This is a genomic window from bacterium (assembly GCA_013360195.1).
Classification (GTDB): Bacteria; Electryoneota; RPQS01; order RPQS01; family RPQS01; genus JABWCQ01.
In genome coordinates, this window is the sequence record JABWCQ010000002.1 from 458,233 (window position 1) to 484,426 (window position 26,194).

Annotated in this window: 33 protein-coding genes; all 33 read right to left on the reverse strand. The window is 53.5% G+C overall.

Going from position 1 to position 26,194, the window contains the following annotated elements:
• Positions 1-23: 23 nt before the first annotated feature.
• Entirely contained in the window at positions 24-1,352 is a 1,329-nt protein-coding gene (gene secY, locus HUU59_03255; protein NUO18447.1) for a preprotein translocase subunit SecY, read from the reverse strand.
• Positions 1,352-1,789: a 50S ribosomal protein L15 gene (gene rplO, locus HUU59_03260; GenBank protein ID NUO18448.1), complete on the reverse strand. Its 438-nt coding sequence runs from the start codon at positions 1,787-1,789 to the stop codon at positions 1,352-1,354. Before rplO ends, secY begins: the two co-directional genes overlap by 1 nt.
• Positions 1,789-1,986, reverse strand: a complete 198-nt coding sequence (gene rpmD, locus HUU59_03265) for a 50S ribosomal protein L30 (protein ID NUO18449.1) — start codon at positions 1,984-1,986, stop codon at positions 1,789-1,791. The genes rplO and rpmD overlap by 1 nt, the downstream gene beginning before the upstream one ends.
• Before the next feature lie 55 nt (positions 1,987-2,041).
• On the reverse strand, positions 2,042-2,587 hold the full coding sequence (rpsE, locus tag HUU59_03270) for a 30S ribosomal protein S5 (protein ID NUO18450.1): 546 nt from the start codon (positions 2,585-2,587) through the stop codon (positions 2,042-2,044).
• Between the two features lie 17 nt (positions 2,588-2,604).
• Complete coding sequence (locus HUU59_03275) at positions 2,605-2,991, reverse strand: 50S ribosomal protein L18 (protein NUO18451.1); 387 nt, start codon at positions 2,989-2,991, stop codon at positions 2,605-2,607.
• 20 nt (positions 2,992-3,011) lie between these two features.
• On the reverse strand, positions 3,012-3,548 hold the full coding sequence (gene rplF / locus HUU59_03280) for a 50S ribosomal protein L6 (GenBank protein NUO18452.1): 537 nt from the start codon (positions 3,546-3,548) through the stop codon (positions 3,012-3,014).
• Between the two features lie 23 nt (positions 3,549-3,571).
• On the reverse strand, positions 3,572-3,967 hold the full coding sequence (rpsH, locus tag HUU59_03285; GenBank protein NUO18453.1) for a 30S ribosomal protein S8: 396 nt from the start codon (positions 3,965-3,967) through the stop codon (positions 3,572-3,574).
• Positions 3,968-3,982: 15 nt separating this feature from the next.
• Complete coding sequence (locus HUU59_03290; GenBank protein NUO18454.1) at positions 3,983-4,168, reverse strand: type Z 30S ribosomal protein S14; 186 nt, start codon at positions 4,166-4,168, stop codon at positions 3,983-3,985.
• 18 nt (positions 4,169-4,186) lie between these two features.
• Entirely contained in the window at positions 4,187-4,879 is a 693-nt protein-coding gene (rplE, locus tag HUU59_03295) for a 50S ribosomal protein L5 (protein ID NUO18455.1), read from the reverse strand.
• A complete protein-coding gene (gene rplX, locus HUU59_03300; GenBank protein ID NUO18456.1) occupies positions 4,879-5,202 on the reverse strand; it encodes a 50S ribosomal protein L24 in 324 nt (107 codons plus the stop codon). The genes rplE and rplX overlap by 1 nt, the downstream gene beginning before the upstream one ends.
• A gap of 9 nt (positions 5,203-5,211) precedes the next feature.
• Positions 5,212-5,580, reverse strand: coding sequence for a 50S ribosomal protein L14 (gene rplN / locus HUU59_03305; protein ID NUO18457.1), 369 nt, complete (start codon positions 5,578-5,580; stop codon positions 5,212-5,214).
• A gap of 3 nt (positions 5,581-5,583) precedes the next feature.
• Complete coding sequence (gene rpsQ / locus HUU59_03310) at positions 5,584-5,856, reverse strand: 30S ribosomal protein S17 (protein NUO18458.1); 273 nt, start codon at positions 5,854-5,856, stop codon at positions 5,584-5,586.
• An 11-nt stretch (positions 5,857-5,867) separates the two neighbouring features.
• Complete coding sequence (gene rpmC, locus HUU59_03315; GenBank protein NUO18459.1) at positions 5,868-6,110, reverse strand: 50S ribosomal protein L29; 243 nt, start codon at positions 6,108-6,110, stop codon at positions 5,868-5,870.
• Positions 6,111-6,116: 6 nt separating this feature from the next.
• A complete protein-coding gene (rplP, locus tag HUU59_03320; GenBank protein NUO18460.1) occupies positions 6,117-6,536 on the reverse strand; it encodes a 50S ribosomal protein L16 in 420 nt (139 codons plus the stop codon).
• 11 nt (positions 6,537-6,547) lie between these two features.
• Positions 6,548-7,312 (reverse strand): 30S ribosomal protein S3, encoded by a 765-nt coding sequence (rpsC, locus tag HUU59_03325; GenBank protein NUO18461.1) that lies wholly within the window; start codon positions 7,310-7,312, stop codon positions 6,548-6,550.
• Positions 7,313-7,314: 2 nt separating this feature from the next.
• Positions 7,315-7,803: a 50S ribosomal protein L22 gene (gene rplV / locus HUU59_03330; GenBank protein NUO18462.1), complete on the reverse strand. Its 489-nt coding sequence runs from the start codon at positions 7,801-7,803 to the stop codon at positions 7,315-7,317.
• A 10-nt stretch (positions 7,804-7,813) separates the two neighbouring features.
• A complete protein-coding gene (rpsS, locus tag HUU59_03335) occupies positions 7,814-8,101 on the reverse strand; it encodes a 30S ribosomal protein S19 (protein NUO18463.1) in 288 nt (95 codons plus the stop codon).
• A 6-nt stretch (positions 8,102-8,107) separates the two neighbouring features.
• On the reverse strand, positions 8,108-8,953 hold the full coding sequence (gene rplB / locus HUU59_03340; protein NUO18464.1) for a 50S ribosomal protein L2: 846 nt from the start codon (positions 8,951-8,953) through the stop codon (positions 8,108-8,110).
• A gap of 18 nt (positions 8,954-8,971) precedes the next feature.
• The gene (locus HUU59_03345; protein ID NUO18465.1) at positions 8,972-9,259 is read right to left on the reverse strand and encodes a 50S ribosomal protein L23; all 288 of its coding nucleotides are present in this window, start codon (positions 9,257-9,259) and stop codon (positions 8,972-8,974) included.
• Positions 9,252-9,887 carry a 50S ribosomal protein L4 gene (rplD, locus tag HUU59_03350; GenBank protein ID NUO18466.1) on the reverse strand — a complete coding sequence of 212 codons (636 nt, stop codon included), beginning with the start codon at positions 9,885-9,887 and terminating at the stop codon, positions 9,252-9,254. The genes HUU59_03345 and rplD overlap by 8 nt, the downstream gene beginning before the upstream one ends.
• Positions 9,887-10,510: a 50S ribosomal protein L3 gene (gene rplC, locus HUU59_03355; GenBank protein NUO18467.1), complete on the reverse strand. Its 624-nt coding sequence runs from the start codon at positions 10,508-10,510 to the stop codon at positions 9,887-9,889. Before rplC ends, rplD begins: the two co-directional genes overlap by 1 nt.
• Positions 10,507-10,818, reverse strand: coding sequence for a 30S ribosomal protein S10 (rpsJ, locus tag HUU59_03360; GenBank protein NUO18468.1), 312 nt, complete (start codon positions 10,816-10,818; stop codon positions 10,507-10,509). Before rpsJ ends, rplC begins: the two co-directional genes overlap by 4 nt.
• Positions 10,819-10,854: 36 nt before the next feature.
• Positions 10,855-12,966 (reverse strand): elongation factor G, encoded by a 2,112-nt coding sequence (gene fusA / locus HUU59_03365; GenBank protein NUO18469.1) that lies wholly within the window; start codon positions 12,964-12,966, stop codon positions 10,855-10,857.
• 42 nt (positions 12,967-13,008) lie between these two features.
• Positions 13,009-13,479 carry a 30S ribosomal protein S7 gene (gene rpsG, locus HUU59_03370; protein ID NUO18470.1) on the reverse strand — a complete coding sequence of 157 codons (471 nt, stop codon included), beginning with the start codon at positions 13,477-13,479 and terminating at the stop codon, positions 13,009-13,011.
• A gap of 13 nt (positions 13,480-13,492) precedes the next feature.
• Positions 13,493-13,894 carry a 30S ribosomal protein S12 gene (locus HUU59_03375; protein ID NUO18471.1) on the reverse strand — a complete coding sequence of 134 codons (402 nt, stop codon included), beginning with the start codon at positions 13,892-13,894 and terminating at the stop codon, positions 13,493-13,495.
• A 147-nt stretch (positions 13,895-14,041) separates the two neighbouring features.
• Positions 14,042-18,373 carry a DNA-directed RNA polymerase subunit beta' gene (rpoC, locus tag HUU59_03380; protein ID NUO18472.1) on the reverse strand — a complete coding sequence of 1,444 codons (4,332 nt, stop codon included), beginning with the start codon at positions 18,371-18,373 and terminating at the stop codon, positions 14,042-14,044.
• Between the two features lie 89 nt (positions 18,374-18,462).
• On the reverse strand, positions 18,463-22,179 hold the full coding sequence (gene rpoB / locus HUU59_03385; protein ID NUO18473.1) for a DNA-directed RNA polymerase subunit beta: 3,717 nt from the start codon (positions 22,177-22,179) through the stop codon (positions 18,463-18,465).
• Between the two features lie 279 nt (positions 22,180-22,458).
• Positions 22,459-22,803 (reverse strand): 50S ribosomal protein L7/L12, encoded by a 345-nt coding sequence (gene rplL / locus HUU59_03390; GenBank protein NUO18474.1) that lies wholly within the window; start codon positions 22,801-22,803, stop codon positions 22,459-22,461.
• Between the two features lie 82 nt (positions 22,804-22,885).
• Positions 22,886-23,431, reverse strand: a complete 546-nt coding sequence (locus tag HUU59_03395; protein NUO18475.1) for a 50S ribosomal protein L10 — start codon at positions 23,429-23,431, stop codon at positions 22,886-22,888.
• Between the two features lie 18 nt (positions 23,432-23,449).
• Positions 23,450-24,151 carry a 50S ribosomal protein L1 gene (locus HUU59_03400; GenBank protein ID NUO18476.1) on the reverse strand — a complete coding sequence of 234 codons (702 nt, stop codon included), beginning with the start codon at positions 24,149-24,151 and terminating at the stop codon, positions 23,450-23,452.
• Between the two features lie 62 nt (positions 24,152-24,213).
• Positions 24,214-24,639, reverse strand: a complete 426-nt coding sequence (gene rplK / locus HUU59_03405; GenBank protein NUO18477.1) for a 50S ribosomal protein L11 — start codon at positions 24,637-24,639, stop codon at positions 24,214-24,216.
• A gap of 56 nt (positions 24,640-24,695) precedes the next feature.
• On the reverse strand, positions 24,696-25,271 hold the full coding sequence (gene nusG / locus HUU59_03410; GenBank protein ID NUO18478.1) for a transcription termination/antitermination factor NusG: 576 nt from the start codon (positions 25,269-25,271) through the stop codon (positions 24,696-24,698).
• 13 nt (positions 25,272-25,284) lie between these two features.
• Positions 25,285-26,190, reverse strand: a complete 906-nt coding sequence (locus HUU59_03415) for a class I SAM-dependent methyltransferase (GenBank protein NUO18479.1) — start codon at positions 26,188-26,190, stop codon at positions 25,285-25,287.
• Positions 26,191-26,194 lie beyond the last annotated feature (4 nt).

Below are 26,194 nucleotides of genomic sequence, written 5' to 3' on the forward strand. Positions count from 1 at the left end.
CAGCGGACACATGGTTCAAACGATTACATTCTGCGGCGGCCGCGGATTCGTCCGGATTTCATCAATCCGTCGTAATGGCGCATGACAAGATGCGATTCGATCTGTTGAAGTGTATCGAGGGCGACACCGACGATAATCAAAAGTCCTGTGCCGCCAAAAAACTGGGCCACGTTGTATGACACTCCGAATTGGCGAATAAAGATCGTCGGCAGCATGGCTATAATTCCGAGTGCAATCGCGCCGGGGAGAGTAACTTTTGACAGAATGTTGTCTATGAAATCGGACGTCTGTTTACCCGGTCGAATTCCCGGAATGAAGCCGCCATTCTTCTTCATGTTGTCGGCCAGATCCACGGGATTCAGAATAATCGCGGTGTAGAAGTATGTAAAGAAGACAATCAGGACAAACGTCAGGGTGGAATAGACAAAACTCTCAACGCCGAACGCATTTGCAATCGCATCCCTAAATCCGCCTTCCGGCAGGAAAGTGGCAATGGAGGATGGAATGAACATGATGGACTGTGCGAAAATGATCGGCATCACTCCGGCCGAGTTCACACGAAGCGGGATGTGGGTCGAGACACCGCCGTACTGCTTTCTTCCGACATTGCGCTTGGCGTATTGCACGGGTATCTTTCGCATACCCTGTGTCAGCACGACAACGAACGCAGTCACGGCAAACAGCATGACCAGGAACAGCGCTTCCATTGCGATATGGCGTTGCCCAGTTGAGACCATCTGATATTCTTCGATAACAGCTTGAGGCAACGTGTTCACGATACCGACAAGAATGATCAAAGAAATACCGTTTCCGATTCCGCGCTCCGTAATTTGCTCGCCAAGCCACATAATAAACGTGGTACCGGCTGCGAGCGTAATCATGGTCAAGAGATTAAACCCGAGACCCGGATTGGGCACAACCGCATTTCCGGTCGGCGACACCAGCCGTTCAAGGAAGATGGACACACCACCGGCCTGCATTGCGGCCAGAATCACTGTGCCGTAACGGGTCAACTGGGTGATCTTCTTACGGCCTTCTTCGCCTTCCTTCTGCAGCTTCTGGAAGTACGGCACAACCGTGCCCATAAGCTGGAAGATAATTGAAGCGGAGATATACGGCATGATGCCGAGGGCGAAAACGGTGGCACGCTCGAAGGCGCCGCCGACAAACATATCATAGAGGCCGAACAGTGTTGTGCGGTTGGCATCCATGAATTCGCCCAATGCGCTGGCATTAATTCCGGCCAGCGGAACGTGCCCGCCGATGCGGTACACGAGCAAAATGAGCAGCGTAAACAGAATACGGTCACGCAGCTCAGGGATTTTGAAGATGTTTGCGAAACGATCTAGCATCAGGCGGTCGTCACTTTGCCGCCGGCGGCGTTAATCTTCTGGGCGGCCGCTTCAGACACAGAACACATTTCGACCTGATAGGCACGGTCTGCGTCGCCCATGGCCAGGATTTTTACAGCAGAATCGGCGTATCGAATCAAACCGGCTTTCTTCAGCGACTCCGGTGTAACAGTAGTGTCCGGCAATTTCTTCAGATCACGAAGATTGACAACTTCGCATTCTTCAGCCCAGACATTTGTGAAACCACGTTTCGGCAGACGGCGATGAAGCGGCATTTGACCGCCTTCGAAGCCGCGCTTGACAACGGAGCCGGAGCGGGAATAATATCCTTTTTCACCACGACCCGCAGTGCCGCCGGTACCGGAACCCGGGCCGCGGCCGAGACGCTTTTTGGTTTGCGTCGAGCCTGGTGCCGGGGTAAGTTTGTGCATACCCATTAGCGTGACGCTCCTTCCTTGACTTCCTTCCACTCGAGCATGTGCGGAATTTTAGCGATCATGCCACGCGTCGCGGCATTGTCAGGAAGCACGCGCGTTTCGTGCAAACGATGAAATCCGAGAGCGGCAACGATTTTCCGGTGAAAATACGGTCGTGTTGCAGTGCTGCGGACTAAGGTTACTTCGAGCTTTGCCATGATGCGATAGTAAATTAAAGCTTGGCCCGAAGCGGGTTCGGGCAGGCCATTAAGCTTAGAGAGTGAAAACTTCCTTGACAGTGATGCCGCGGCGGGTAGCCACCATACGCGCATCGTTCATTTCTTCCAGAGCACGGAACACCGCTTTAACAACATTATGCGGATTATTCGTACCTTCGACTTTTGTCAACACGTCGCGAACGCCGAGGCACTCCATGACCATGCGGACGGATCCGCCGGCAATCACGCCGGTACCGGCGGACGCGGGGCGGAGAAAAACCTTGCCCGCGCCGAATTTTCCGCGGGTTGCATGGGGCAGAGTTTGTCCCAGAATCGGGTAACGCTTCATCGCCCGCTTGGCTGCTTCGGTGCCTTTGCGGATAGCATCGGCAACTTCATTTGCCTTGCCCAGTCCGAAGCCGGCGCGGCCATGCCCGTCACCAACGATGACGATGGCGTTAAAAGAGAAATTGCGGCCGCCCTTGACGACTTTGGCAACGCGGTTTACCGCAACGAGTTTTTCGAGAAGAGATTCGCCGCCGGAGTATTCAGCCGGACGGTCATCGCGGTCGCGGCCGCGGCGTGGATTATTGCCGTTCATCTACTCTTGAATTGAGATTAGAATTTCAGGCCGCCCTTGCGCGCGCCTTCGGCCACAGCTTTGACGCGGCCATGATAGGGGAAACCATTGCGGTCAAAGACAACCGCTTCAATAGATTTTTCTCGCGCTTTGCGGGCGCAAAGGTCACCGACGAGTTCGGCAACTTGCGTGGGATTTTTGCCCTGCAACTGGCCTTTCAGATCGGGTGAAAGTGATGACACTCCGAGCAGGGTCTGTCCGGCAACATCATCAACGAGTTGAGCATACATATGCGCGACGCTTCGATAGATGACCATGCGCGGGCGAGCGGCAGTGCCGTTCACGACCTTGCGAATGTGAAGTTTGCGGCGCACGCGTGCGCGTTTACGAATGGCGATTTTTCTGGACACGGAAGGAACCGATATACTACAGTATGATTTGTAACTTACTTACCGGTCTTACCAGCTTTACGATGGATTCGCTCGCCGACGTACATAATGCCTTTGCCCTTGTAGGGTTCAGGTTTACGAACGGAGCGAATCGTCGCGGCGACTTGGCCGACCATTTCGCGGTCGTTTCCGGTGATAACGATCGTTGTCGGGCTGGTCACTTCGGCCTTGACTTCGGCCGGCATAGTGACAAAAACAGGATGGCTGTATCCGACGTTCAGGAGGATACCGCGCTTCTTGGGTTCGACTTTGAAACCGACACCGACAATCTGCAGCTCTTTTTTGAAGCCTTCAGTCACGCCCGTTACCATATTGTTCAAGAGTGCGCGGGTGAGGCCGTGGAGCTGGCGGTGAGCTTTCATATCGGACGGACGATGACAGGTCAACGTTCCGTCCTCGAACTTGATTTCTATGTCCTGATGGAACGTGCGCGAAAGCTGGCCCTTCGGTCCTTTTACGGACACATCAGAACCGTTCACTTTCACTTCAACGCCCTTAGGCAATTTAATGGGGGCACGACCGACGCGTGACACTTCTCTTCTCCGTAAGCTTTAGATTACCAGATTTCGGCGAGAATTTCGCCGCCGACACCTGCGCGGCGGGCTTGATTGCCCGTCAGCAGACCTCTTGGGGTGGTGAGAATCGCGGTTCCCAATCCGTTTAAGACACGCGGAATTTCGTGCTGGTTTACATATCGCCTGAGGCCGGGCGTTGAAACACGGCGCAGGCCTTGAATAGCGGGCTTACCATTCGTGTATTTGAGGTAAACACGAATGAATCCTTGCGGACCTTCGTCAACATGCACAAAGTCGCGGATGTAATAGGCCTCGAGCAGGACACGCGCCAGATCATGCTTGATCTTGGAGAACGGGATGTCCACATGCGTTTTGCGTGCGTTAATCGCATTGCGAACGCGGGTCAGAAAATCGGCAATCGGATCGGTTGTCGGCATGGTTTTATTACGTGCTTACCAACTTGACTTAACAACACCCGGAATATCACCGGCGTGAGCGAGATCACGGAAGCAGAGGCGGCAGAGGCCGAACTTCCGATAAACGGCGCGCGGACGACCGCACTTTCGGCAGCGGGTGTAGGCGCGCACCTTGAACTTCGGTGTTTTCTTCGCTTTCGCGATCATGCAGGCTTTAGCCATAGTATCGTCTGTGTAAGGTTATGCCGCGGCGGCGACTTTCTTATCTTCTCGTTTGCGGAAAGGCAAGCCAAGCTGTTTCAGGAGTTCGTAGGCCTCCTTATCGGACTTGGCGCTCGTTACAAACGTGATGTCCATGCCGCGAATCTTTTCGACCTTGTCGAGGTCAATTTCAGGAAACAGAATTTGTTCCTTCAGTCCGAGCGAGAAGTTGCCGCGTCCGTCGAAACCGCGATCGGGCAAGCCGCGAAAGTCGCGAATACGGGGAGTGGCAAGCGAGATGAACCGATCGAGAAACTCCCACATGACGGTGCGGCGAAGGGTGACAAAGACACCGACGGGCATGCCTTCCCGAAGCTTGAAATTTGAGACGGACTTGCGCGCCTTGGCTACTGCCGGCTTTTGTCCGGTTATCATAGCCAGCTCTTTGACTATCGTCTCGACAACTCTTGGATTCTGGGTCGCATCACCGCAACCGATATTGATCGTGATTTTCTGCAATCTGGGAAGTTCCATCGGATTGGTATATCCGAAGGTCTTCGTCAAACCGGGAACGACATTGTCGCTATAATGCTTTACCAGGCGGGGTACGTAACCTTTCGGCAGCGCAGGACGTTCACCTGCGACGTTCATGCCGCCGCCTTTTCCACTTTTGGCGGGCTGCTGCTTGCCCTGCGGCGCTCCGCCGCCTTTTGGTTTAGCCTTCTCAGCCATTATTCAGGAATCATTTCGTTAGAGACTCGCGCGACGCGCACACGCTTGGTGCCTTCGGCAGTGTTGAGAACACTATGCCCCACTCGAGTCGGTTTACCACTCTTGGGATCAATCAGCATAACATTGGATACATGAATCGGGCCTTCGCGCTTGACGATACCGCCCTGCTGATTCTGCTGATTAGGTTTCGTATGGCGCAGAATAAAGTTCACGCCTTCAACAACGACCCGCTGCTTTTCGGGAAAAACCTTCAGGACTTTTCCGCGTTTACCACGGTCGTTTCCGGCGGTGACTTGCACCATGTCATTCTTACGGATTTTCATAGCAATTCCTTAGATCACCTCGGGTGCGAGGGACACAATCTTCATAAACTGCTTGTCGCGCAATTCGCGCGCGACAGGTCCAAAGATACGGGTGCCGATCGGCTCGTTGTCCTTATTAATCAGCACAGCCGCATTTTCATCGAAGCGGATGTACGAACCGTCCGGGCGGCGGACTTCTTTGGATGTGCGCACGATAACAGCACGAGCTTTTGCCCCTTTTTTCATATTGGAATTGGGGATGGCAGTTCGCACGGAGACCATGATAATATCGCCGACGGATGCTGAACGGCGTCCGGTACCGCCGTAGATGCGGAAGCAACGGACTTTCTTTGCGCCGGTGTTATCGGCGACATTGAGAATTGTATATTCCTGAATCATGGCTTACTTCTTTTTCTCAATGATTTCGACCAAGCGCCAGCGTTTGAGCTTCGACAGCGGGCGGGTTTCCATAATCCTCACCTTATCGCCGATGTTGCACTCATTCTGGCTGTCTTCGGCCATGAATTTTTTTGAGAGCTTGATATACTTGCCGAACAGGGGATGCTTAACGCGTCGTTCAACTTTCACGACGATCGTCTTTTGCATTTTGTTGGAGACCACGACGCCAACGCGGGTCTTGCGCAAGCCGCGATCTTCGGCGGCAATTGAAGTCATTGCAGTCTCACTCATTTCGCTTTACCTTTTGCAGAACGCAGACCGAGTTCCAGTTCACGGAGAACGGTCCTCATGCGGGCAATGTCGCGGCGAACGGCACGAACGCGCGCGGTGTTGGGAAGTTGACCGGCATCAAGCTGGAAGCGCAGAGCTTCGAGATTGTCTTCGGCTTCTCTAAGACGATTGTTGAGCTCGAGCGTCGTCAGCTCTTTGAGCTCGAACATTTTCGTAGGTTTTGCTGATCCGATAGCCATGGTTACTTATGAGTGAACGACTTCCCGTTCAACAAACTTGGTTTTAATAGGTAGTTTCTGCGCGGCGAGCCGGAGAGCTTCGCGCGCGAGATCGCGGCTGACGCCCTCGATTTCGAACAGCACGCGACCGGGACGAATCACAGCGGCATAGAACTCGGTGGCACCTTTGCCTTTACCTTGACGGACTTCGAGGGGCTTCTTCGAGACCGGCTTATCCGGAAAAATCCGGATCCAGACTTTGCCGCCGCGCTTGATATGGCGCGTCATCGCAATACGAGCGGCCTCGATTTGCCGGGACGTCATCCAACAGTCGTCCATGGCTTTCAGGCCATATTCGCCGAAGGAGACGTCGCAACCGCAATAATCGTAACCTTTACGGCGACGGCGCTGTTGTTTGCGGAATTTTAGTCGCTTTGGAGTCAGCATTTCAAATTAACCTATTTGGATTGGCGGCGGTCACCGCGTCCGCGGTCGCGTCCGTGGTCACGATCACGTCCATGCTCACGATCACCGCGTCCGAAATTCTCAGCACTTGCTTCATGACGTTCTTCAGCGCCGGGGCCATTCACCTTGCCCTTGCCGATGACTTCGCCGCGGCAGATCCACACTTTGACGCCGATGGTACCGTAAGTTGTGCGGGCGACAGACAGTGCGTAGTCAATGTCCGCGCGCAGCGTGTGTAAAGGAGTGCGGCCTTCCTTGTAACCTTCGGTACGCGACATTTCCGCGCCGCCGAGACGTCCCGACACAAGCACCTTGATGCCTTCGGCACCCATACGCATTGTGGTCTGAATCGCCTTCTTCATAGCACGGCGGAATGAGACGCGCCCTTCGAGCTGCTGTGCGATCATGTCAGCCACAAGCTTGGCTTCCAGCTCAGGCCGCTTGATTTCATAGATATTCACCTGAACGTCACGCTTGGTAAGCTTTTTGAGCTCAGCCTTGAGCTTGTCCACTTCGGCACCTTTTCGTCCGATGACAATTCCGGGACGCGCAGTGCGAATGGTGAGCGTAAGCATTTTCGGCGTGCGTTCGAAAGTGACACCGGAAACAGAAGCACCCTTGAGGCGCTGCATCAGATACTTACGGAGATAGAGGTCTTCTTCAAGCTTGTCGGCGAAATTGCGCTCATCGAACCAATGACTGTTCCATGTGCGGATGATACCGACGCGAAGGCCGAGCGGATGAACTTTCTGACCCACGGTTATTCCGACTTACTTTTGCGAGGCGTGGACTTTTTAGCCGCGGACTTGGCCGCAGTCTTTTTAACAGCTACTTTTTTTGCCGCTTTTTTCTTGGCGGGCTTCTCTTCAGCGGCCGGGGCGGTTTCAACGACAGGCTCTTCCGCCGGTTTCGGCGAAGCCACGATGACGGTCAAATGCGACATACGCTTTTTAATCGGCGTCGCACGACCTTGCGCCCGAGGCATAAAGCGGTGCATAGTGGGGCCTTCATCGGCGAAAATTGAGCGCACGAACAATGCATCAATTTCGGCGGAGGACGCATCATGGAGCTGGGCATAGTTTGCCACAGCGGACTGAATTGCCTTCAGAGTCGGTTCGGAAGCCGAACGCGGCGTGAATTTCAGAATATTGATTGCTTCGTTGACGTTTTTTCCGCGAACAAGGTCAGCGACCAGGCGCATCTTGCGGGGAGTAACGCGAACAAAGCGTGCGACACAACGTGCTTCCATCACTTATGCCCTATTTCTTCTTGGCGGTGGTTTCCGCCTTCTTTTCCGTGTGCCCCTTAAACGTGCGAGTCAGTGCAAACTCGCCGAGCTTATGTCCCACCATATTTTCGGTGATATACACGGGCAGGAACTTGCGCCCGTTGTGCACGGCGAGCGTGTGCCCCACGAAATCGGGGGAAATAACACTGCGGCGTGACCAGGTCTTGAGAACCTTCTTCTCGTTGCGATCGTTCATCTGCTGAATGCGCATTTCCAGACGCGCATCGATGTACGGACCTTTTTTAAGCGAACGGGCCATAGGGGATTAAGCGAGTTGCGTCTTATCGCGACGGCGACGGACGATTAGACTATTTGACTTTTTGCGCGGGTTGCGCGTCTTCAAACCTTTGGTAATTTTGCCCCACGGGGTACAAGGATGGCGACCGCCGGAGCTGCGACCTTCACCACCACCCATCGGATGGTCCACGGGGTTCTTCACAACGCCGCGAACATGTCCGCGACGACCGAGCCAACGAGTGCGGCCGGCCTTTCCATAGACAACACTTTCATGGTCGAGATTTCCGACCTGTCCGATAGTGGCCATACACTGTGCGGGAACGCGCCGGACTTCACCCGAGGGCAATTTCAGCAGCGCATACTTATCGTCAACCGCCATCAGCTGGCAGGCCGAACCGGCACTGCGGGAAATCTGCCCACCCTTGCCGACTCTCATTTCGACATTGTGAACGAAAGTCGCCAACGGAATTTTGTTCAGCGGAAGCGCATTGCCGACACGAATGTCAGCTTCCTTCCTGGAAGACAAAATCTTGTCACCGACCTTCAGGCCATCCGGAGCAAGGATGTATCGCTTTTCGCCGTCCGCGTAGAACAGCAGCGCGATGTTGGCGGAGCGGTTTGGATCGTACTCCAAGCGCTCGACCTTGGCCGGAACATCGAACTTGTTACGGCGAAAATCCACAAGTCGGTACCGGCGCTTATGGCCGCCGCCTGTGTTGATATTGGTAGCCCGGCCGAGATTATTACGGCCACCCGTCTTATTCAGAGAGGTGAGCAAGCTCTTCTCGGGTTCACCCTGCCACAAGCCTTCGCGAACGAGAACCGTGCGATAGCGCTGTGACGGTGTTAGGGGGCGAAACTTCTTTAACGGCATGATTGGTAGATCGGACTGTTAGACGTTTTGCGCCAGTTCGATGGACTCACCTTTTTTCAAGGTGACGATCGCTTTTTTCCAATTCGGACGACGACCTTCAAAGCGGCCGAGCCGCTTGGTCTTGCCCATAACGTTCATCGTCTGCACACCGACGACATGAACAGTGTATTTTTTCTCAACCGCGCGCTTGATTTCGATCTTATTCGCTTTGGGGTCAACCTCAAACGCATACTGGTTGTGTGCGTCTTGAGCGGCGGCGACCTTTTCGGTCAGGAGCGGTTTACGGAGCACGCTTCTCTTATGCAGCATTGGTCAATCCTTTCAGCAATGCCGGCACGGCGCTCTTCTGAATCAGAATCGTCGAGCAGTTGTGCAGATCACGAGTAGAAGCCGCGGCGGCGCGGGTAGCGCCGGCGCCAGGCAGGTTGCGAACACTTCGCGTGATATTTTCGTTGAAGTCCGGTGTCAAGAACAGAATCTTTTGATCGGACAACGACAACTTGGAGATTAGGTTCACCATGTCGCGGGTCTTCGGAGAATCCATATTGAAATCCTCGACGACACGCACGCGATCTTCGCGGGCTTTCAATACAAACGCACTTCGGCGAGCAAGCATCTTCACCTTTTGCGGAACGCCGACAGAATACTTGTGCGGCATCGGACCGAAGATTGTACCGCCGCCCGGATGCAGCGGGGAACGGCTGGTACCCTGACGAGCGACACCGCGTCCTTTTTGCTTGAAAGGCTTGCGGCCACCGCCTCGGACAAACTTGCGATTCTTTGTCTTATGGGTGCCTTGTCGACCAGCAGCCTCTTCAGCGCGAACTGCAAGCCAAATGGCATGTTCGTTCGGTTCGAGAGCCAGCAGGCTATCGGGCAACTCTACGGTGTCGTTTCCGACTGAGCCGTCCTTTTTGTAAACTTTCAGATTCATCAGGACTGTTTCCCAACGATAACAATTCCGTGATTCGGACCGGGGACGGCACCGCCAATCATAATCAGATTGGCTTCAGCATCCACACGGACTACTTTCAGATTCTTAACAGTAACTCTGTCGGCACCCATTCGCCCGGGCATGCGCAATCCTGGCAGCGTCCTACCCGGGAACGTGTTAGAGCCAATCGAACCGCCGTGACGGAAGAACTCGTGCGTACCGTGAGTCATCGTTTGGCGGTTGAACTTGTGTCGTTTAATAACACCGGCAAATCCGCGTCCCTTGGACGTCCCGACCACCTGAACCTTTTCACCAGCGGTGAAAAGATCGCAACTTATCGAGTCGCCAACGTTTTTGCCGTCAACGGACATATCGCGAAACTCGCGCTCAATTCGCGGCGCGGTGATCCCGAGACTCTTGTAGTGTCCCTTTTGCGGGGACTTCACAAGTTTGTCGCGCTTCTGCCCGAAGCCAAGACACAGCGCATTATAGCCGTGCTTTTCGACGGTGCGCACATTGGTAATCTGGTTGGGGCCGAGTTCGATAACGGTCACCGGTATAACAGTGCCTTTTTCATCGAAAACCCGGGTCATGCCCACTTTTTTGCCAATCAGGCCTGTCATGTCTTAATCTCGATGTCAACGCCGGCGGGGAGCTCGATACGAATCAGCGCATCAATGGTCCGCGGCGAGGAGTTATGGATGTCGATGAGCCGCTTATGAACGCGCGTCTCAAACTGTTCACGTGATTTTTTGTCAGAATGCGGCGAGCGGTTTACGGTGTAAACGCTGCGTCGCGTTGGCAGGGGAATCGGACCGGAGATTACCGCGCCCGTTTGCTTTGCCGTCTGAATGATTTTTTCGGTTGATTTGTCGATCAGATTGTGATCGTAACTTTTCAGCCGAATCCGGATTGAGGATTGTTGTGCCATACCTGAGGTGGGTTTTTATGCGGATCGGCGGTAAGGTCAGCGCTTCTCGAGGATCTTTTCAGATATTGACTTGGGCACTTCCATGAAGTGATCAAACAACATGGAGAAGATTGCCCGTCCCTGAGTCAATGAGCGCAGGCTGGTCGCATAACCGAACATTTCCGAAAGAGGAACCATCGCATTGACGACTTGACCATCGGCGCGGGGATGCATATCCTGTATCCGGCCGCGACGGGAGTTGATGTCGCCAACAACATTACCTAAGTAGGAATCGGGCGTAACGACTTCAACCTTCATAATCGGCTCCATCAGCGCGGGATCGCCTTTGCTGACCGCTTCCTTGAGCGCCATGCCGCCACAAATTTTGAATGCCATTTCGTTCGAGTCAACTTCGTGATATGAACCGTCAACCAGTTCAACCTTGACGTCCATGATAGGGAACCCGGCAAGCGGTCCGTTGCTCATAGCGTCTTCCATACCCTTATGCAACGCGGGGATGTACTCCTTGGGAATAGCACCGCCGACGATTTTGTTCTCGAATGTCAAACCGCTTCCCGGAGGGCCCGGTTCGACATTGATAACGCAATGTGCAAACTGACCGCGTCCGCCTGACTGCTTGGCAAACTTATGATTCACAGTACAAGACTTGCGGATACACTCCTTATAGGAAACTTGAGGCGCACCAACCACAGCCTCAACCTTGAATTCGCGCATCAGGCGGTCAACGAGAATTTCCAGATGCAATTCGCCCATACCGGCGATAACGGTTTGGCCGGTTTCATCGTTGAACTTCACATGGAACGTCGGATCTTCTTCGGCAAGTCTGGCGAGGGATTCGGAAATCTTATCCTGATCCGCACGAGTCTTGGGTTCTATTGCGATCTCGATCACCGGTGTCGGGAACTCCATCTTCTCGAGCAGAATGGGCGACTTGGGATCACAGAGGGTATCACCCGTTCGCACGTCCTTAAGGCCCACGACCGCACAAATGTCGCCTGCTTCGACAAACTGCATTTCCTCGCGCTTGTCGGCGAACATGCGCACGATACGCGAAATGCGTTCGCGCTTGTCGCGGGTAGAGTTATAGATCGCAGAACCGGCATCCAGTCGTCCCGCATAGACCCGAACAAACGTCAACCGACCGACGTACGGGTCGGTCATGATTTTGAAGGCCAAAGCGGAGAAGGGTTCCGTCGGATTGGGATCGCGAGTAATCTCTTCTTCGGTATTGGGATTCGTACCCGCCACACAGCCTTTGTCCAGCGGTGACGGAAGCAAATCGACAATAGCATCAAGCAGGCGCTGGACGCCCTTGTTCTTGAAAGATGCTCCGCACAAAACCGGGAAGCACTTCAGGGCAATCGTGGCCTTGCGCAATGCCGCCATGATCTCTTCAGCCAGAAGGGGCTCGCCGGCAAGGAACTTCTCGAGCAGGTGATCATCGAACTCTGCAACGGATTCGAGCAGTTTTTCGCGCCAGTGATTTGCCACATCGAACATATCCTTGGGGACATCGTATTCCTCAAAGTGCATTCCGTGTGAGTCTTCCACCCACACAATTGCCTTGAAGGAAATCAGGTCAATGATGCCTTGAAACATGTCCGCAGAGCCCATGGGGATCGTAATCGGCACGGGGTTGGCGTGAAGCTGCGTCTTGATCATATCCACAGCGCGGAAGAAGTCGGCGCCCGAACGATCCATCTTGTTGACGAAGCAAATGCGGGGAACCTTGTAACGGTTCGCCTGACGCCACACGGTTTCGGACTGCGGCTCGACGCCACCAACGGCACAGAACAGTGCAACCGCTCCGTCGAGGACGCGCAGCGAGCGCTCAACTTCGACGGTGAAGTCAACGTGTCCCGGGGTATCAATGATGTTAATACGGTGACTGCGCCATTCGCAGGTCGTCGCGGCGGACGTAATTGTGATTCCGCGTTCCTTTTCCTGCTCCATCCAGTCCATGGTCGCGCCGCCTTCATGGACTTCGCCCATGCGGTGCAAGCGGCCAGTATAGAAGAGAATACGTTCTGTCGTAGTCGTCTTGCCGGCGTCAATATGGGCCATGATGCCGATATTGCGCGTACGGGCAAGCAGATCCGCGGCAGGATTAGTTTTGGTATTCGGAGCGGTAGCGGTAGCGTTCGACACTTTTTATTTCACCGTTAACAGGACTTGTTCACAAATTGCAGTTTACCAGCGGAAATGAGCGAAAGCCTTATTAGCCTCCGCCATTTTATGCGTATCATCTCTTTTTTTCACGGAATTGCCTTCACCCTTGGCGGCGGCAATCATTTCTCCGGCAAGCTTTTCGGCCATCGTCTTTTCACCGCGAGCCTTGGAATAATTGATAATCCAGCGAACGGCAAGAGCCTGACGTCGCGACGGATTGACCTCGACGGGAACTTGATAGGTGGCACCACCAACGCGGCGGCTTTTTACTTCAACAACCGGAGCGACGTTCTTCATCGCCTTGGTGAAGATTTCCATCGGGTCAGACTTGGCCTTGGTCTGAATGATATCAAAAGCGCCGTAGAACATGCGTTCGGCAACGGAACGCTTGCCGCGGCGCAACAGGCCGTTAATAAAGGAAGCGACTTGGACTGACCCAAACTTGGGATCGGCCGGAACTTCGCGTTTGACAATTCGTTTACGACGAGGCATGTGAAATTACGTTTTACTTCTTCTTTGCGCCCTTGGTCTGGACGGCAGCTTTCTTCTTCGTGCCATACTTTGAACGTCCCTGCTTTCTTCCGTCCACACCGGCAGTATCCAGAATGCCTCGAATGATGTGATAGCGGACACCCGGCAGGTCCTTGACACGACCGCCGCGAATCATCACGAGGGAGTGTTCCTGCAGGTTATGGCCTTCGCCGGGGATATAAGCCGTTACCACAACACCGTTGGTCAACTTCACACGTGCCACCTTTCGAAGCGCGGAATTAGGCTTCTTGGGGGTGGTCGTATAGACACGAGTGCAGACGCCTCGGCGCTGCGGGCAGTTCATCAGAGCCGGTGCTGACGACTTAAATTGGACAGCTTCCCGACCGGAACGGATGAGTTGTTGAATTGTGGGCACGTTTAGAGGAAAATTTGATGCGTAGATTGGCTAATGTAATGAACCACCTCTGGATTGTCAAGTGTCGGGAAAACAGACCCCGGACGGTTTGGAGGCCGTCCGGAGTCTACATTCAAACAGAGGTGTAAAGAAAACAGATATTTAGAGTTATTCCTGTGGAATAACTGGATTCTGGCCTTCAGAAGCAGGTTCGCTCATGTCCTCCTCTAAGCCTCCGGCTCTGCGTTCAAGGCTTTGCATAAGTTCGGACATTTCAATCCGGAAATCCCGTGCCAGCTCTTCCTCCTCGTCCTGCGGACGCACAACGACCAATTTGCTGTAACGATTTAGTCCCGTACCGGCAGGGATCAAGTGACCCAGAATGACATTCTCCTTCAGTCCGGAGAGAGAATCGACCTTGTTGGAAATTGCCGCATCAGTCAGCACGCTGGTGGTCTGCTGGAAGCTGGCTGCGGAAATGAAGCTGTCCGTTGAAAGACTCGCTTGAGTGATTCCCAGCAAGACAGGCGAATACGTTGCAGGACGGGCGGGTCGGGATTTCGCGGGATTTCCGCTTTCGAGTTTTATCTGCCGATTAATACGGTTAAACTCGCTCTTCTCGAGAATCTGTCCGATGCGCAAAGACGAGTCGCCGCTCTCTTCAACCACGACTTTTGTGACAAGCTGCTCGTTTTCTCGGGTGAACTTGATACGATCGACATGATCACCTTCAAGATAGCGAGTATCACCCGGATCATCGATGCGCACCTTTTGAAGCATCTGTCTCACGATGACTTCGATATGCTTGTCGTTAATCGACACACCCTGTGAGCGATAGACTTCCTGAATCTCCTTGGCGAGATACTCCTGCACCCGGTTCGGTCCCTGAATAGCAAGAATGTCTTGCGGAGCCACGGAACCCTCAGTGATCTTTTCACCTGCCGAAACGCGGTCGTGGTCGTGAACGAGAATATGCTTTCCATATGGAATCGCATAGTTTTTCACCATTGAACCGTCTTCCGACGTAACCGTGACGATACGCACACCGCGCTTCAAGCCGCCGAAGCGAACCACGCCGTCGATTTCGGTGACGATGGCCGGATCCTTTGGCTTGCGTGCTTCAAACAACTCTGTCACACGGGGCAGACCGCCGGTGATGTCACGAATTGCCTGCGACTTGCGGGGCATCTTTGCGAGCGGATCACCAATCTTCACGGCAGTTCCATCCTCAACAAGCAAGTGAGCGCCTATGGGCAGCACGTGATTTGCCAGGCGATTACCCTCCTCATCAATGATGAGAATATGAGGATTCATCTTGCGATCGCGCGACTCGATAATCACTTTGTGCTTCATACCGGTCGCTTCGTCCACGTCTTCGTGGAAAGTCAGGTCCTGCTTGATATCAATGAAATGCAGCTTGCCGGACTTCGAAGCGAGAATTGAATCAGCATAAGGATCCCACTCAAAGAGCAAGTGTCCGGCCTTCACAACTTCGCCTTCCTCCACGTAAACATACGCGCCGTAAGGCAGTTTGTAGCGAGCAACTTGCCGATTATTTTCATCGAGCAGCTTAATGGTCGCACTGCGGCGAATCGAGATCCGAGTACCGTCTTCCCTCTGAATGAAGTCCACGTTTTCGAAGACCACGCGACCCGGCTTCTTGGCAATACGCTGCGATTCGGACACATCACGCGAGGCGGCACCACCGATGTGGAACGTTCGAAGTGTAAGCTGCGTGCCGGGCTCGCCGACTGATTGAGCAGCCATGACGCCGACAGCCTCGCCCATATCCGCCATACGGCCAGTCGCGAGATTAACGCCATAACAGCGCGCACAGATTCCGCGCGGACTTTCACAGGTCAGGACGGAACGAATCCGGAGGCGCGTGATACCGGCTTTAGCCAGTATGTTCGCTTCGGCTTCCCGGACAAGTGAATTGGCGGGAAGAATCATCTCGTTAGTGACCGGATCAAATACATCGTCGGCGAGTACACGTCCCATCACTCGTTCATGAAGCTGCTCTGTGACTTCTTCTCCTTCTTGAACTTCTTCAAGCAGGATGCCGCGCAAAGTTCCACAGTCGAACTCGCGCACGATGACATCTTGTGCCACGTCCACCAGCCTGCGGGTCAGGTATCCGGCGTCGGCAGTTTTAAGCGCCGTGTCGGCCAGACCCTTTCGGGCACCGTGAGTCGAAATGAAGTACTCAAGTACGGTCAAACCTTCCTTGAAGTTTGCCGTAATCGGGCTCTCGATAATTTCTCCCTTCTGGCCGGTCAGCGACTTCTGGGGTTTTGCCATCAATCCGCGCATACCGGCAAGCTGACGTATCTGCTCTTTAGAACCACGAGCACCGGAATCCGCCATCATGAACACGGAATTGAATCCGTCTTTCGAGTCACGCAGTTTCGCGAACATTACTTCAGCGATATCCGTTGACGTATGTGTCCAGATATCTATGATCTTGTTGTAGCGTTCGCCGTCGGTTATAATACCGTCTTCATACTGCGACTGCACCTCGTCCACTTTCTTGTACGCCGCCTGAATCAGCCGGTCTTTTTCCGGTGGGATCTCGATATCTTCCAGTCCGATGGAAATACCCGAGCCTGTCGCGCTTGAAAAGCCGAGCTTCTTCAGGTTGTCAAGGAAGATCGAGGTATCGGCAATACCAACAGTCTGAACACAGTAGTGGATAATCTCTTCAATGCGCTTTTTAGCAAGCATTTCATTGAAGTAGCGCTTGGCCTTAACGCCCGAGGGAAGGATCTGATTGAAGATGACCCGACCGACAGTTGTTTCGATCAATCGCTCACCGACGCGCAGAAGAATCAGAGTATGCAGCCCGATGCGGCCGTCGTTGTGCGCGACAATGACTTCGCCCGCATCACTGAAAATCTTGCCCTGGAACGGCTCTCCAAGCTTTCTCTTCGTCAAATAGTACAGTCCCAGGACCATGTCCTGATGCGGTACGGTAATCGGACGGCCGTTCGCCGGGTGGAGAATGTTGTTGCTCGCAAGCATTAACAAACGAGCTTCAACTTGGGCCTCAAACGACAGCGGAACGTGCACGGCCATTTGGTCGCCGTCGAAGTCGGCGTTGAATGCCTGACAGACGAGCGGGTGCAGGCGGATTGCCTTGCCTTCAATCAGCAGCGGCTGAAACGCCTGGATTCCCAACCTGTGCAGCGTCGGTGCACGATTCAGGAGAACCGGGTGATCTTGAATGATCTCTTCGAGAATTGCCCACACCTCGTCAGTCTTGCGTTCAACGAGTCGCTTGGCCGACTTGACCGTCTTGGCAAATTCATACTCAATCAGCTTGCGAATGATGAACGGCTTGAAGAGCTCGACGGCCATTTCCTTTGGCAAACCGCATTCATGCAAACGCAATTCCGGTCCGACGACAATGACCGAACGACCGGAATAGTCCACACGCTTTCCAAGCAAATTCTGGCGGAAACGGCCTTGCTTGCCCTTCAAGTTATCGGACAAACTCTTGAGAGGACGGTTTCCGTCCGAGCGTACGGCGACGGACTTGCGTCCATTATCAAAGAGCGAGTCAACTGCTTCCTGCAACATTCGCTTTTCATTGCGCAGAATGACCTCAGGTGCGCGAATCTCGATCAGCCGTTTGAGGCGATTGTTGCGAATGATAACACGCCGGTACAGGTCGTTCAAATCCGATGTTGCAAAACGCCCGCCTTCGAGAGGAACCAGTGGCCGCAAGTCCGGTGGAACGACCGGAACGACGGACATGACCATCCAATCCGGCTGGTTAAGTTTGCCATTTTCCGCCTGCTTGAAGGACTCAATGACACGAAGCTTTTTGATGGCGTCCGCTTTTCTCTGAGCGCTGGTTTCAACCTTGATTTGGGCTCGCAAATCGTTCGAGAGCGAGTCAATTTCTTCGGTTGAAAGCAGATCACGGATAGCGTCACCGCCCATCTTGGCAACGAAACGTTCTTCGGGCGGAAGAGCGTCCTGCGGACCGAGCGCCTGAAGTGTCTCCAGATACTCGTTTTCAGACAGCAGGTCTTTGCGGCGAAGGTCCGCTCTGCCGGGCTGAATGACGCAGTATGATTCATAATAAATCACCTGCTCGAGTTCGCGCGTGCTCATGTTCAGCACGTAGGAGATCTTCGACGGCAAACTGCGGAAGTACCAGATATGCACGACCGGTACCGCAAGGGCAATATGTCCCATGCGCTTGCGGCGGACATCCTTTTTGGTAACCTCAACGCCGCAGCGATCGCAAACGATTCCCTTGTAGCGAATACCGCGATACTTGCCGCAATGACATTCCCAGTCCTTGACGGGACCAAAGATTTTTTCACAGAACAAACCGTCTTTTTCGGGTTTGTAGCTGCGATAGTTGATGGTTTCAGGCTTGGTCACCTCACCGTGTGACCATGACAGAATCATGTCAGGTGAGGCGAGGCTGACAGAAATTTCGGAGTACCTGCGGGGTTCGTGCTCTGTTGCAGCAGCGAAATGCAGCATGTGGGGCTCCTTATTCATATGACCGCAAATCCGCGGTCGAGATTAACAACACTTTATAGACGTAAGACAAGACCAGCGAGCAGGCGAACTTACTCGCGCAGGTCCACGTCAATGCCCAGTCCGCGGAGTTCGTTCACGAGCACGTGGAACGACTCCGGAATTCCTGGCGCAGGAAGATTATCACCCTTGACAATCGCCTCGTACGTTCTTGCACGTCCGTTGACATCGTCAGACTTAATGGTCAGAATTTCCTGCAGGATATGCGACGCGCCGTATGCTTCAAGCGCCCACACTTCCATTTCGCCGAATCTTTGACCGCCGAACTGAGCTTTGCCGCCGAGCGGCTGCTGCGTAATCAAGCTGTACGGTCCAATCGAACGCGCATGAATCTTGTCATCCACCAAGTGCGACAACTTCAACACGTACATGAAACCGACCGCCGTTTCTTCCTTGAATCTGTCTCCGGTGCGGCCGTCGAACAGGAAGGTCTTGCCCGTTCTTGGCAAACCTGCCCTGTCAAGCCACTCTTCGACGTCCGCAGTCTTCGCGCCGTCAAACACGGGAGTCGCGAAATGGACACCAAGTCTATGCGCAGCCCAGCCAAGGGTCGTTTCAAAGAGCTGTCCGATGTTCATTCGGGACGGCACTGAAAGCGGGTTGAGAATGATATCAATCGGCGTGCCGTCCGACAGGAACGGCATGTCTTCGACCGGAACAACCTTGCCGACTACGCCCTTGTTGCCGTGGCGTCCCGCCATCTTGTCACCGACGGAAAGCTTACGCTTTTGTGCGACATAAACTCGAACCAGCTGCACGATTCCAGGCGGTAGCTCATCGCCGACTTCAATACGATACTTCTCGTTCTTCAGTTCGGTTTCATGCTCGAAGAGCCGCTCGCGGAATTTGTCGAAGGCCTGTGAAATCATCTCGTTGATGCCTTCGTTATTCGTCCACTCAAACCCGGCTTCGATCTTATCAACGTCAAGATTTTGCAGCAACGATTCGCTGAAGTTCGCACCTTCCGCGACCATCACTTCTGTTTGATCCTTGTCGCGGATTTCACGGGCTTTGTGGCCGCGCAGCATGGAATAAAGCTCTTCGGCAAGCTGTTTGCGCAGCCGCTGACGCTCGCGTTCATAGCGTGCCTCAAGCTCTTCGACCAGCTTTTTATCTTCCTTTCGGGTTTTGGCGTCCTTCTTCTTGCGGCTGAAAAGCTTCGTATTAATAACGATGCCATACATACCGGTGTGCGCCTTCAGACTTGCGTCCTTCACGTCACCTGCCTTGTCACCGAAGATTGCTTTCAAGAGCTTGTCTTCCGGTGTCAAGTCGGTTTCACCCTTGGGAGTGACCTTGCCGACCAGAATGTCGCCGGGCCGCACAATTGCACCGATTCGAATAATTCCCATCTCGTCAAGGTTCTTGACAGCATCCTCGGAGACGTTGGGAATTTCGCGGGTCAGCTCTTCCTCGCCGCGCTTCGTCTCGCGGACTTGAAGTTCCAGCTCTTCGATGTTGATCGACGTATAAACATCGTCATACACGATTCGCTCAGACACGATGATTGAGTCTTCAAAGTTATAACCGTGCCAGGGCATGAAGGCAACGAGAGTGTTACGTCCCAGAGCCAATTCGCCGCGGTCGGTTCCACAGCCATCCGCGAGCGTCGTACCCGCCTTGACTTCCTCGCCTTCGTATACCGAAGGTTTCTGGTTGATGCAGGTGTCCTGATTCGTACGAACGAACTTCTTGAGTTTGAAGGTCATCGCATCGGCCTGTTGAACAACATTGCCCTCTTCGTCCAGCACTGGATTGGGACGGAAGATGATCTTGTTGCTGTCCACATATTCAACGATGCCGTCACTTGGAGCCACAATCATCGTTCGCGAATCAATAGCCGCCTTTCTTTCCATTCCGGTCCCCACGTATGGAGCGTCGGGACGAAGCAGCGGGACAGCCTGGCGCTGCATGTTAGAACCCATGAGTGCGCGGTTAGCATCGTCGTGCTCCAGAAACGGGATCAGTGCGGCAGCAACAGACACGATTTGCGAGGGAGCCACGTCCATGAACTCAATGTTATCGGGATGGGCCACCGGAAAATCGGCACGGTTACGGCACTTCACGCGGTCTGTTAAGAACTCTCCCTTCTGATTGATCGGAGTGTTCGCCTGCGCAATCGTCACGCGATCCTCTTCATCAGCGGACAGAAACCTGATCGACTTCGAGACTTTGCCGTTTTTCACGGAACGATAGGGTGTTTCCACAAACCCCATTTCGTTTATACGTGCATACGTGCAAAGCGATGAAATGAGTCCGATGTTCGGACCTTCGGGGGTTTCAATCGGGCACAGACGGCCGTAATGCGTATAATGAACGTCTCGAACTTCAAATCCTGCGCGTTCACGAGTCAAACCGCCGGGACCGAGGGCCGAAAGTCGGCGCTTGTGCGTCAACTCAGTCAGCGGATTAACCATATCGAGGAACTGCGACAGCTGATTCGTTCCAAAGAAGCTGTTAATGACCGACGAAATCGTGCGGACATTGATCAGGTCCTGAGGTGTCATCGCGTTTGAGTCACGCAGATTCATGCGCTCCTTAATGGTCCGCGCCATACGCGAAAGTGCCACACTGAACTGATTGGCGAGCTGTTCACCGACGGTTCGCACGCGGCGGTTGCCGAGGTGATCGATGTCGTCGGGTGCGGCACGCCCCACGCGCAGTTTCAGCACATGCTTCATAATCGCGACGATGTCTTCGGGGGTGAGCACGGCGACATCCGGTGCAACATTCAACTCAAGCTTGTTGTTCAGGCGATACCGTCCGACCGCGCCAAGGTCGTAACGTTTCTCGTCGAACAACAGCCGTTCGAGAAACTTGCGCGCGGTGTCAATGTCAGGTGCATCGCCCGATCGAAGCTCGCGGTAGATGACTTCAAGCGCGTGATCCGTGGAACTTGACTTATCCTTGTTAAGCGTATTAATCAGGATGTCATAAGACGTATCCTTTTTCTTAGGCTTGGACAAGTCAATTGTCTGGACGCCTGCCTCGAGCAGCTTCGCGATCAGTTCGTCCGTCAATTCGGCACCGGCAGTTGCAGCCACTTCACCCGTGGACGAGTTAACTGCATCGGAAACCAAACGGCGGCCTGCCTCCTTATTCAAGTCCTTTCGGTTCGTCGGAACAGTTTCCACGAATCCGAACAGGTCAAGAATGTCGCGATTGGTCTGGCTCCCCATTGCGCGCAATAGCGTCGTCGCGGGAAACTTCTTACGGCGATCAACATAAACATTCAACACGTCGTTGATATCTGTAGAAATTTCAATCCACGAACCGCGGAAGGGAATGATACGGGCAGAATAGATCTTCTTTCCGTTGGGATGAGTATCCTCACCGAAGAAGACACCGGGACTGCGGTGGAGCTGGGACACAATGACCCGCTCGGCACCGTTAATGATAAATGTTCCGGAGGTTGTCATCAGCGGCAAATTGCCGAGGTAGACATCACTTTCGATTGTTTGGTCGAAAGATCCGACTTCACTGGTCTCGTCGCGCGAAGAAAGACGAAGTTTCGCCTTCAGCGCGGCTTGAAAAGTGACACCGCGTTCGCGGCATTCGTCTTCGTCGTATTTCGGCTTCTCAACCTGATATTCGACGTATTCGAGAATGTGCGTTTCGCGATTGTCGATTATCGGAAAGATATTGCGGAACACCGCCTCAAGCCCGAAGGCCCGGCGGCGATTGGCAGGCACATCCGCTTGCAGGAAGTCGCGGAAGCTCTTGAGCTGGACTTCGAGCAAGTCCGGCATCTCGTGAACTTCGGGGATTTTCGAGAAGTTGATGCGTTGAATGGTTCTCTGCGGATCGCGCACAAAAGGCTCCCTTAGAATAACCGCAAGTTTAACTCACAAAGGCCCGGTGACAGCAAAATCGGCGCAATCACGGGGAATTTTGAACGGAAGAGATGGTCGCTTAATAAACGCAAATTGCCAAGTCTGACTTCAACGCTTCTAACAGCGCTGAAGGGACTCGGCAACCCGAGACTTGATTCCCGGGATAGCGCGGCGAAGATGCAGGCAGCGATAGCCTTACTTGACTTCGACTTTGGCTCCCTGCTCTTCGAGCTTGGCCTTGATTTTCTGTGCTTCGTCCTTTGGTGCGCCTTCCTTCACGGTCTTGGGCGCTCCGTCCACGAGGTCCTTCGCTTCTTTAAGACCGAGACCTGTGAGTTCGCGCACGACTTTGATCACTTGAATCTTGTTGGCACCGGCGTCCTGCAGGACGACATCAAACTCGGTCTTTTCCTCAGCGGCCGCAGCGGCCGGGGCGGCACCACCCATCATCGGCATGCCCATCATCATCGGGGCTGCGGCGGTAACACCAAACTTTTCTTCCAATGCCTTCTTAAGCTCGACAAGCTCAAGGACTGACATTTTTTCGATGGCTTCGATAATCTGCTGCACGGTTGTTCTCCGTTATGGTTTGTTACTTATTCTTGGAAAGATATGGAATTCGTCATCCCTGTTTCTTGGTCGCGATCTGATCCACGACGGACACAAAGTCGCGCAAGACGGCGTTGATGACGTTGTAGAAGCCCTGAACTGGGCCAAAAATCGCACCGACTACTCCGGACAGCGCTTGTTCACGAGTCGGCAAGTCCTTTATTGCGGTAAGTTCAGACGCGGGTAGTACTTTGCCGTCAAAGATAACACCCTTAACTTTCAGCTTATCCGTTGTACTGATAAACTTGTCAAGAATACGAGCGGGCGTCGCGCCATCGTCATATCCAATGGCAATGGCGGTCGGACCATCCAAGTGCTTCAGAATATCTTCATAGCCCTTCTCCTTCAAGACCATCCGGGAGAAAGTATTCTTGATGACCATGAAGTCAACCTGGTTCTTGAAACACTCGCGACGCAATTCCGTCATCTGCTCAACGGTCAAGCCGAGATTATCCGTAAGATACAATCCTTGCGCCCGGCTGACCTTCTCGCGAAAGTCCTCCACGATAGCGGTTTTTTCGGGACGGATTGTGCGGTTCTGCAATTCTGCTAATGACATATTATCGTTCCTTCGGGCTTAGTGGAGTCTGGCATTTTCCACTTCAGCGCGCTGGACACGGATTCCCGGACCCATTGTGGAAGTGAGGAACACAGACTTGACATATTGCCCTTTGGCCGTAGCGGGCTTGTTGCGCATGATATTCTTGAAGAACTCTTCAATGTTCTCAAAGAGCTGCTGCGCGCTGAAATTGATGCGGCCTACACCGAGATGCAAAATGCCGTACTTGTCCACCCGGAACTCGACTTTGCCTCCCTTGACATCGCGCACGGCGTTGCCAATGTTCGGTGTGACTGTTCCGGCTTTGGGGTTCGGCATTAATCCGCGCGGACCCAAAATCTTACCCAGCTTGCCAAGGTCGGCCATGACCTCGGGTGTCGCTACAAGAACATCAAAATCCGTCCATCCGCCCTTGATACGTTCGAGAATGTCCTCGAATCCGGCATGGTCGGCTCCAGCGTCCTGCGCTTCGCTGATTTTGGTTTTGGTCACTGCGACAACACGCACCGTCTTGCCGGTGCCGTGCGGCAGCACGACCGTTCCGCGTACAATCTGGTCGGCCTTCTTGGGATCAACTCCCAGTCGCACCGCCACTTCAACAGTCTCGTTGAATTTCGCAGGTGCGGATTTCTTGAGCGTGTTAATCGCGTCCGAAAGAGGCAATTCGGTGTTGCGATTAACTTGCTCACGATTGCGCTTAACGCGCTTGGAATAGGGCAAGTTTGCTCCTCGGTGGTCCAACGTGCGGAGAACCGCACTCCCACCCGTTTATGAATGAAGAATTAGTTCGTTACTGTCACGCCCATCGAACGGCAGGTGCCTTCGACCATTCGCATGGCCATTTCCACCGTATTGGCGTTCAAATCTTTCATCTTAATTTCGGCAATTTCCCGAATCGCGGCCTTGGTGATTGTTCCCACCTTGTTGCGATTGGGTTCACCGGATCCTTTATCCAGCTTGGCAGCCTTCTTGACAAGAATCGCGGCCGGCGGAGTCTTGGTGATAAAGCTGAAGCTCTTGTCCTTGTACACCGTAATGACAACCGGTATGATCATACCTTTGTCTTTTTCGGTACGCGCGTTGAACTGCTTGCAGAACTCCATAATGTTAACCTGCTTCTGACCGAGCGCAGGTCCAATCGGCGGGGCAGGTGTTGCCGCTCCGGCGGGAATTTGCAAGCGAATGAATCCGGTAATCTGCTTTGCCATAGTGTATCTCTATTCATGTTCCCCCGATAATTTCGGGGAAATGAGGTGAAAATTTCTTAGCTTGTTCCTAACTCGGTGGAAATTTGCAGGAAGTCCAGCTCAATTGGCGTGGACCTTCCGAAAATCGAGACCATGACCTTCGCCTTACGCTTCGGCATGTTGATTTCGCGCACAATTCCTGTGAAATCTTTGAACGGTCCGTCAATCACCTTGATGGTGTCATTCACATTGAACGGCAGCTCAATCAATTCCATGTCCGCGGCTTTGTCCTGCTGGCCAAGAATGCGGTCAACTTCGTGACGCCGCAGCGGAACTGGCCGGTTCTTCGGCCCGACAAAGTTGATAACTTGCGGAGTATTGAGAATCAAGTGTTCCGTGGTCTTGTTGAGAACCATCTCCACAAGCATATAGCCCGGAAAAAACGTGCGCGTTTTCGCTTTCTTTTTCCCGTCGCGCATTTCGATCACGTCTTCCTTGGGAATCAGAACTTGCGTGATCTGATCGGCAACACCCAGCCGTTTGGATTCCTCCTCGAGAAATCCTTTTATTTTCTCTTCCTGTCCGGTGAACACATGGAGGACATACCAGCCCAGCTCACCTTCGCGGATTGGTGCGTCGGTAGGATGATGCATTTTTATTACAGGCTCACAATGAACGTTTATATCCGATATACAACTCAGACGAACCCGGCCCACCTAACAGACCGCTGGCATAGCTGAGTGATCCCCGATATGCTCCGCGCATAATTCCTAAAGGCGAGCGCGGTTCCGACAGAATACAATGGTAGAAGGCATCGAAGGCCACAGCGCCAAGGCTCCGGGGATCGAAACCCGCTCGAATCAACAGGTCGAGCATTACTGGCGGTTCAAAATGGTACAAATGCCTTGGAGTGTCCCATGCAACCCAGGTATCGCCATAGGCTTTGGCATCAAAAGAGACTGGGTTTGGAACGGCAACTGCGATTCGACCGCGAGGCGAAAGCATCTGTTTCGCCGTCTCAAGTGTTTCCCGCAGTCGATGCACATGTTCGAGAACATGCCACAGCGTGATCAACTTGAAAGGTCCGGCATGGGCAGGAACGGCTTCAATCCCTCCTGTCCAAACTCGCAATCCGTATTTGTCCCGGGCGAACTGTGCCGCTTTTTCACTTGGCTCACAGCCCTCCGCCTCGAAACCTCTCCGTTTCAGTTCAACCAGAAACTCGCCAGTCGCACAACCGACATCCAGACATTTGTCGGCAGGCTTAAGACCATCGACAACCCTTGCTGCCTTGCGCCGAATGGACAGTGGCCTGAACTTCTGGTAAAGTTTGGCGGACATGGTCTGTGGCTCACTTCCCGCCGATCCGAACGGATCATAGCCCTGCGTATCATAGAAGGCAGTGATGGACGATTCGTCCGGTCGAGGGTTGAGATAGATCAATCTGCAGGTTTGACACCGTACCAGCGCGTACGTACGGTCTTGAAGCACACGAAACCGATCGCCGACAATTCGTTCCGGTTTGTAGTCAGGACTGGAACAAACCGGACAAACAATGGTCTCGAAGTTCACGCGC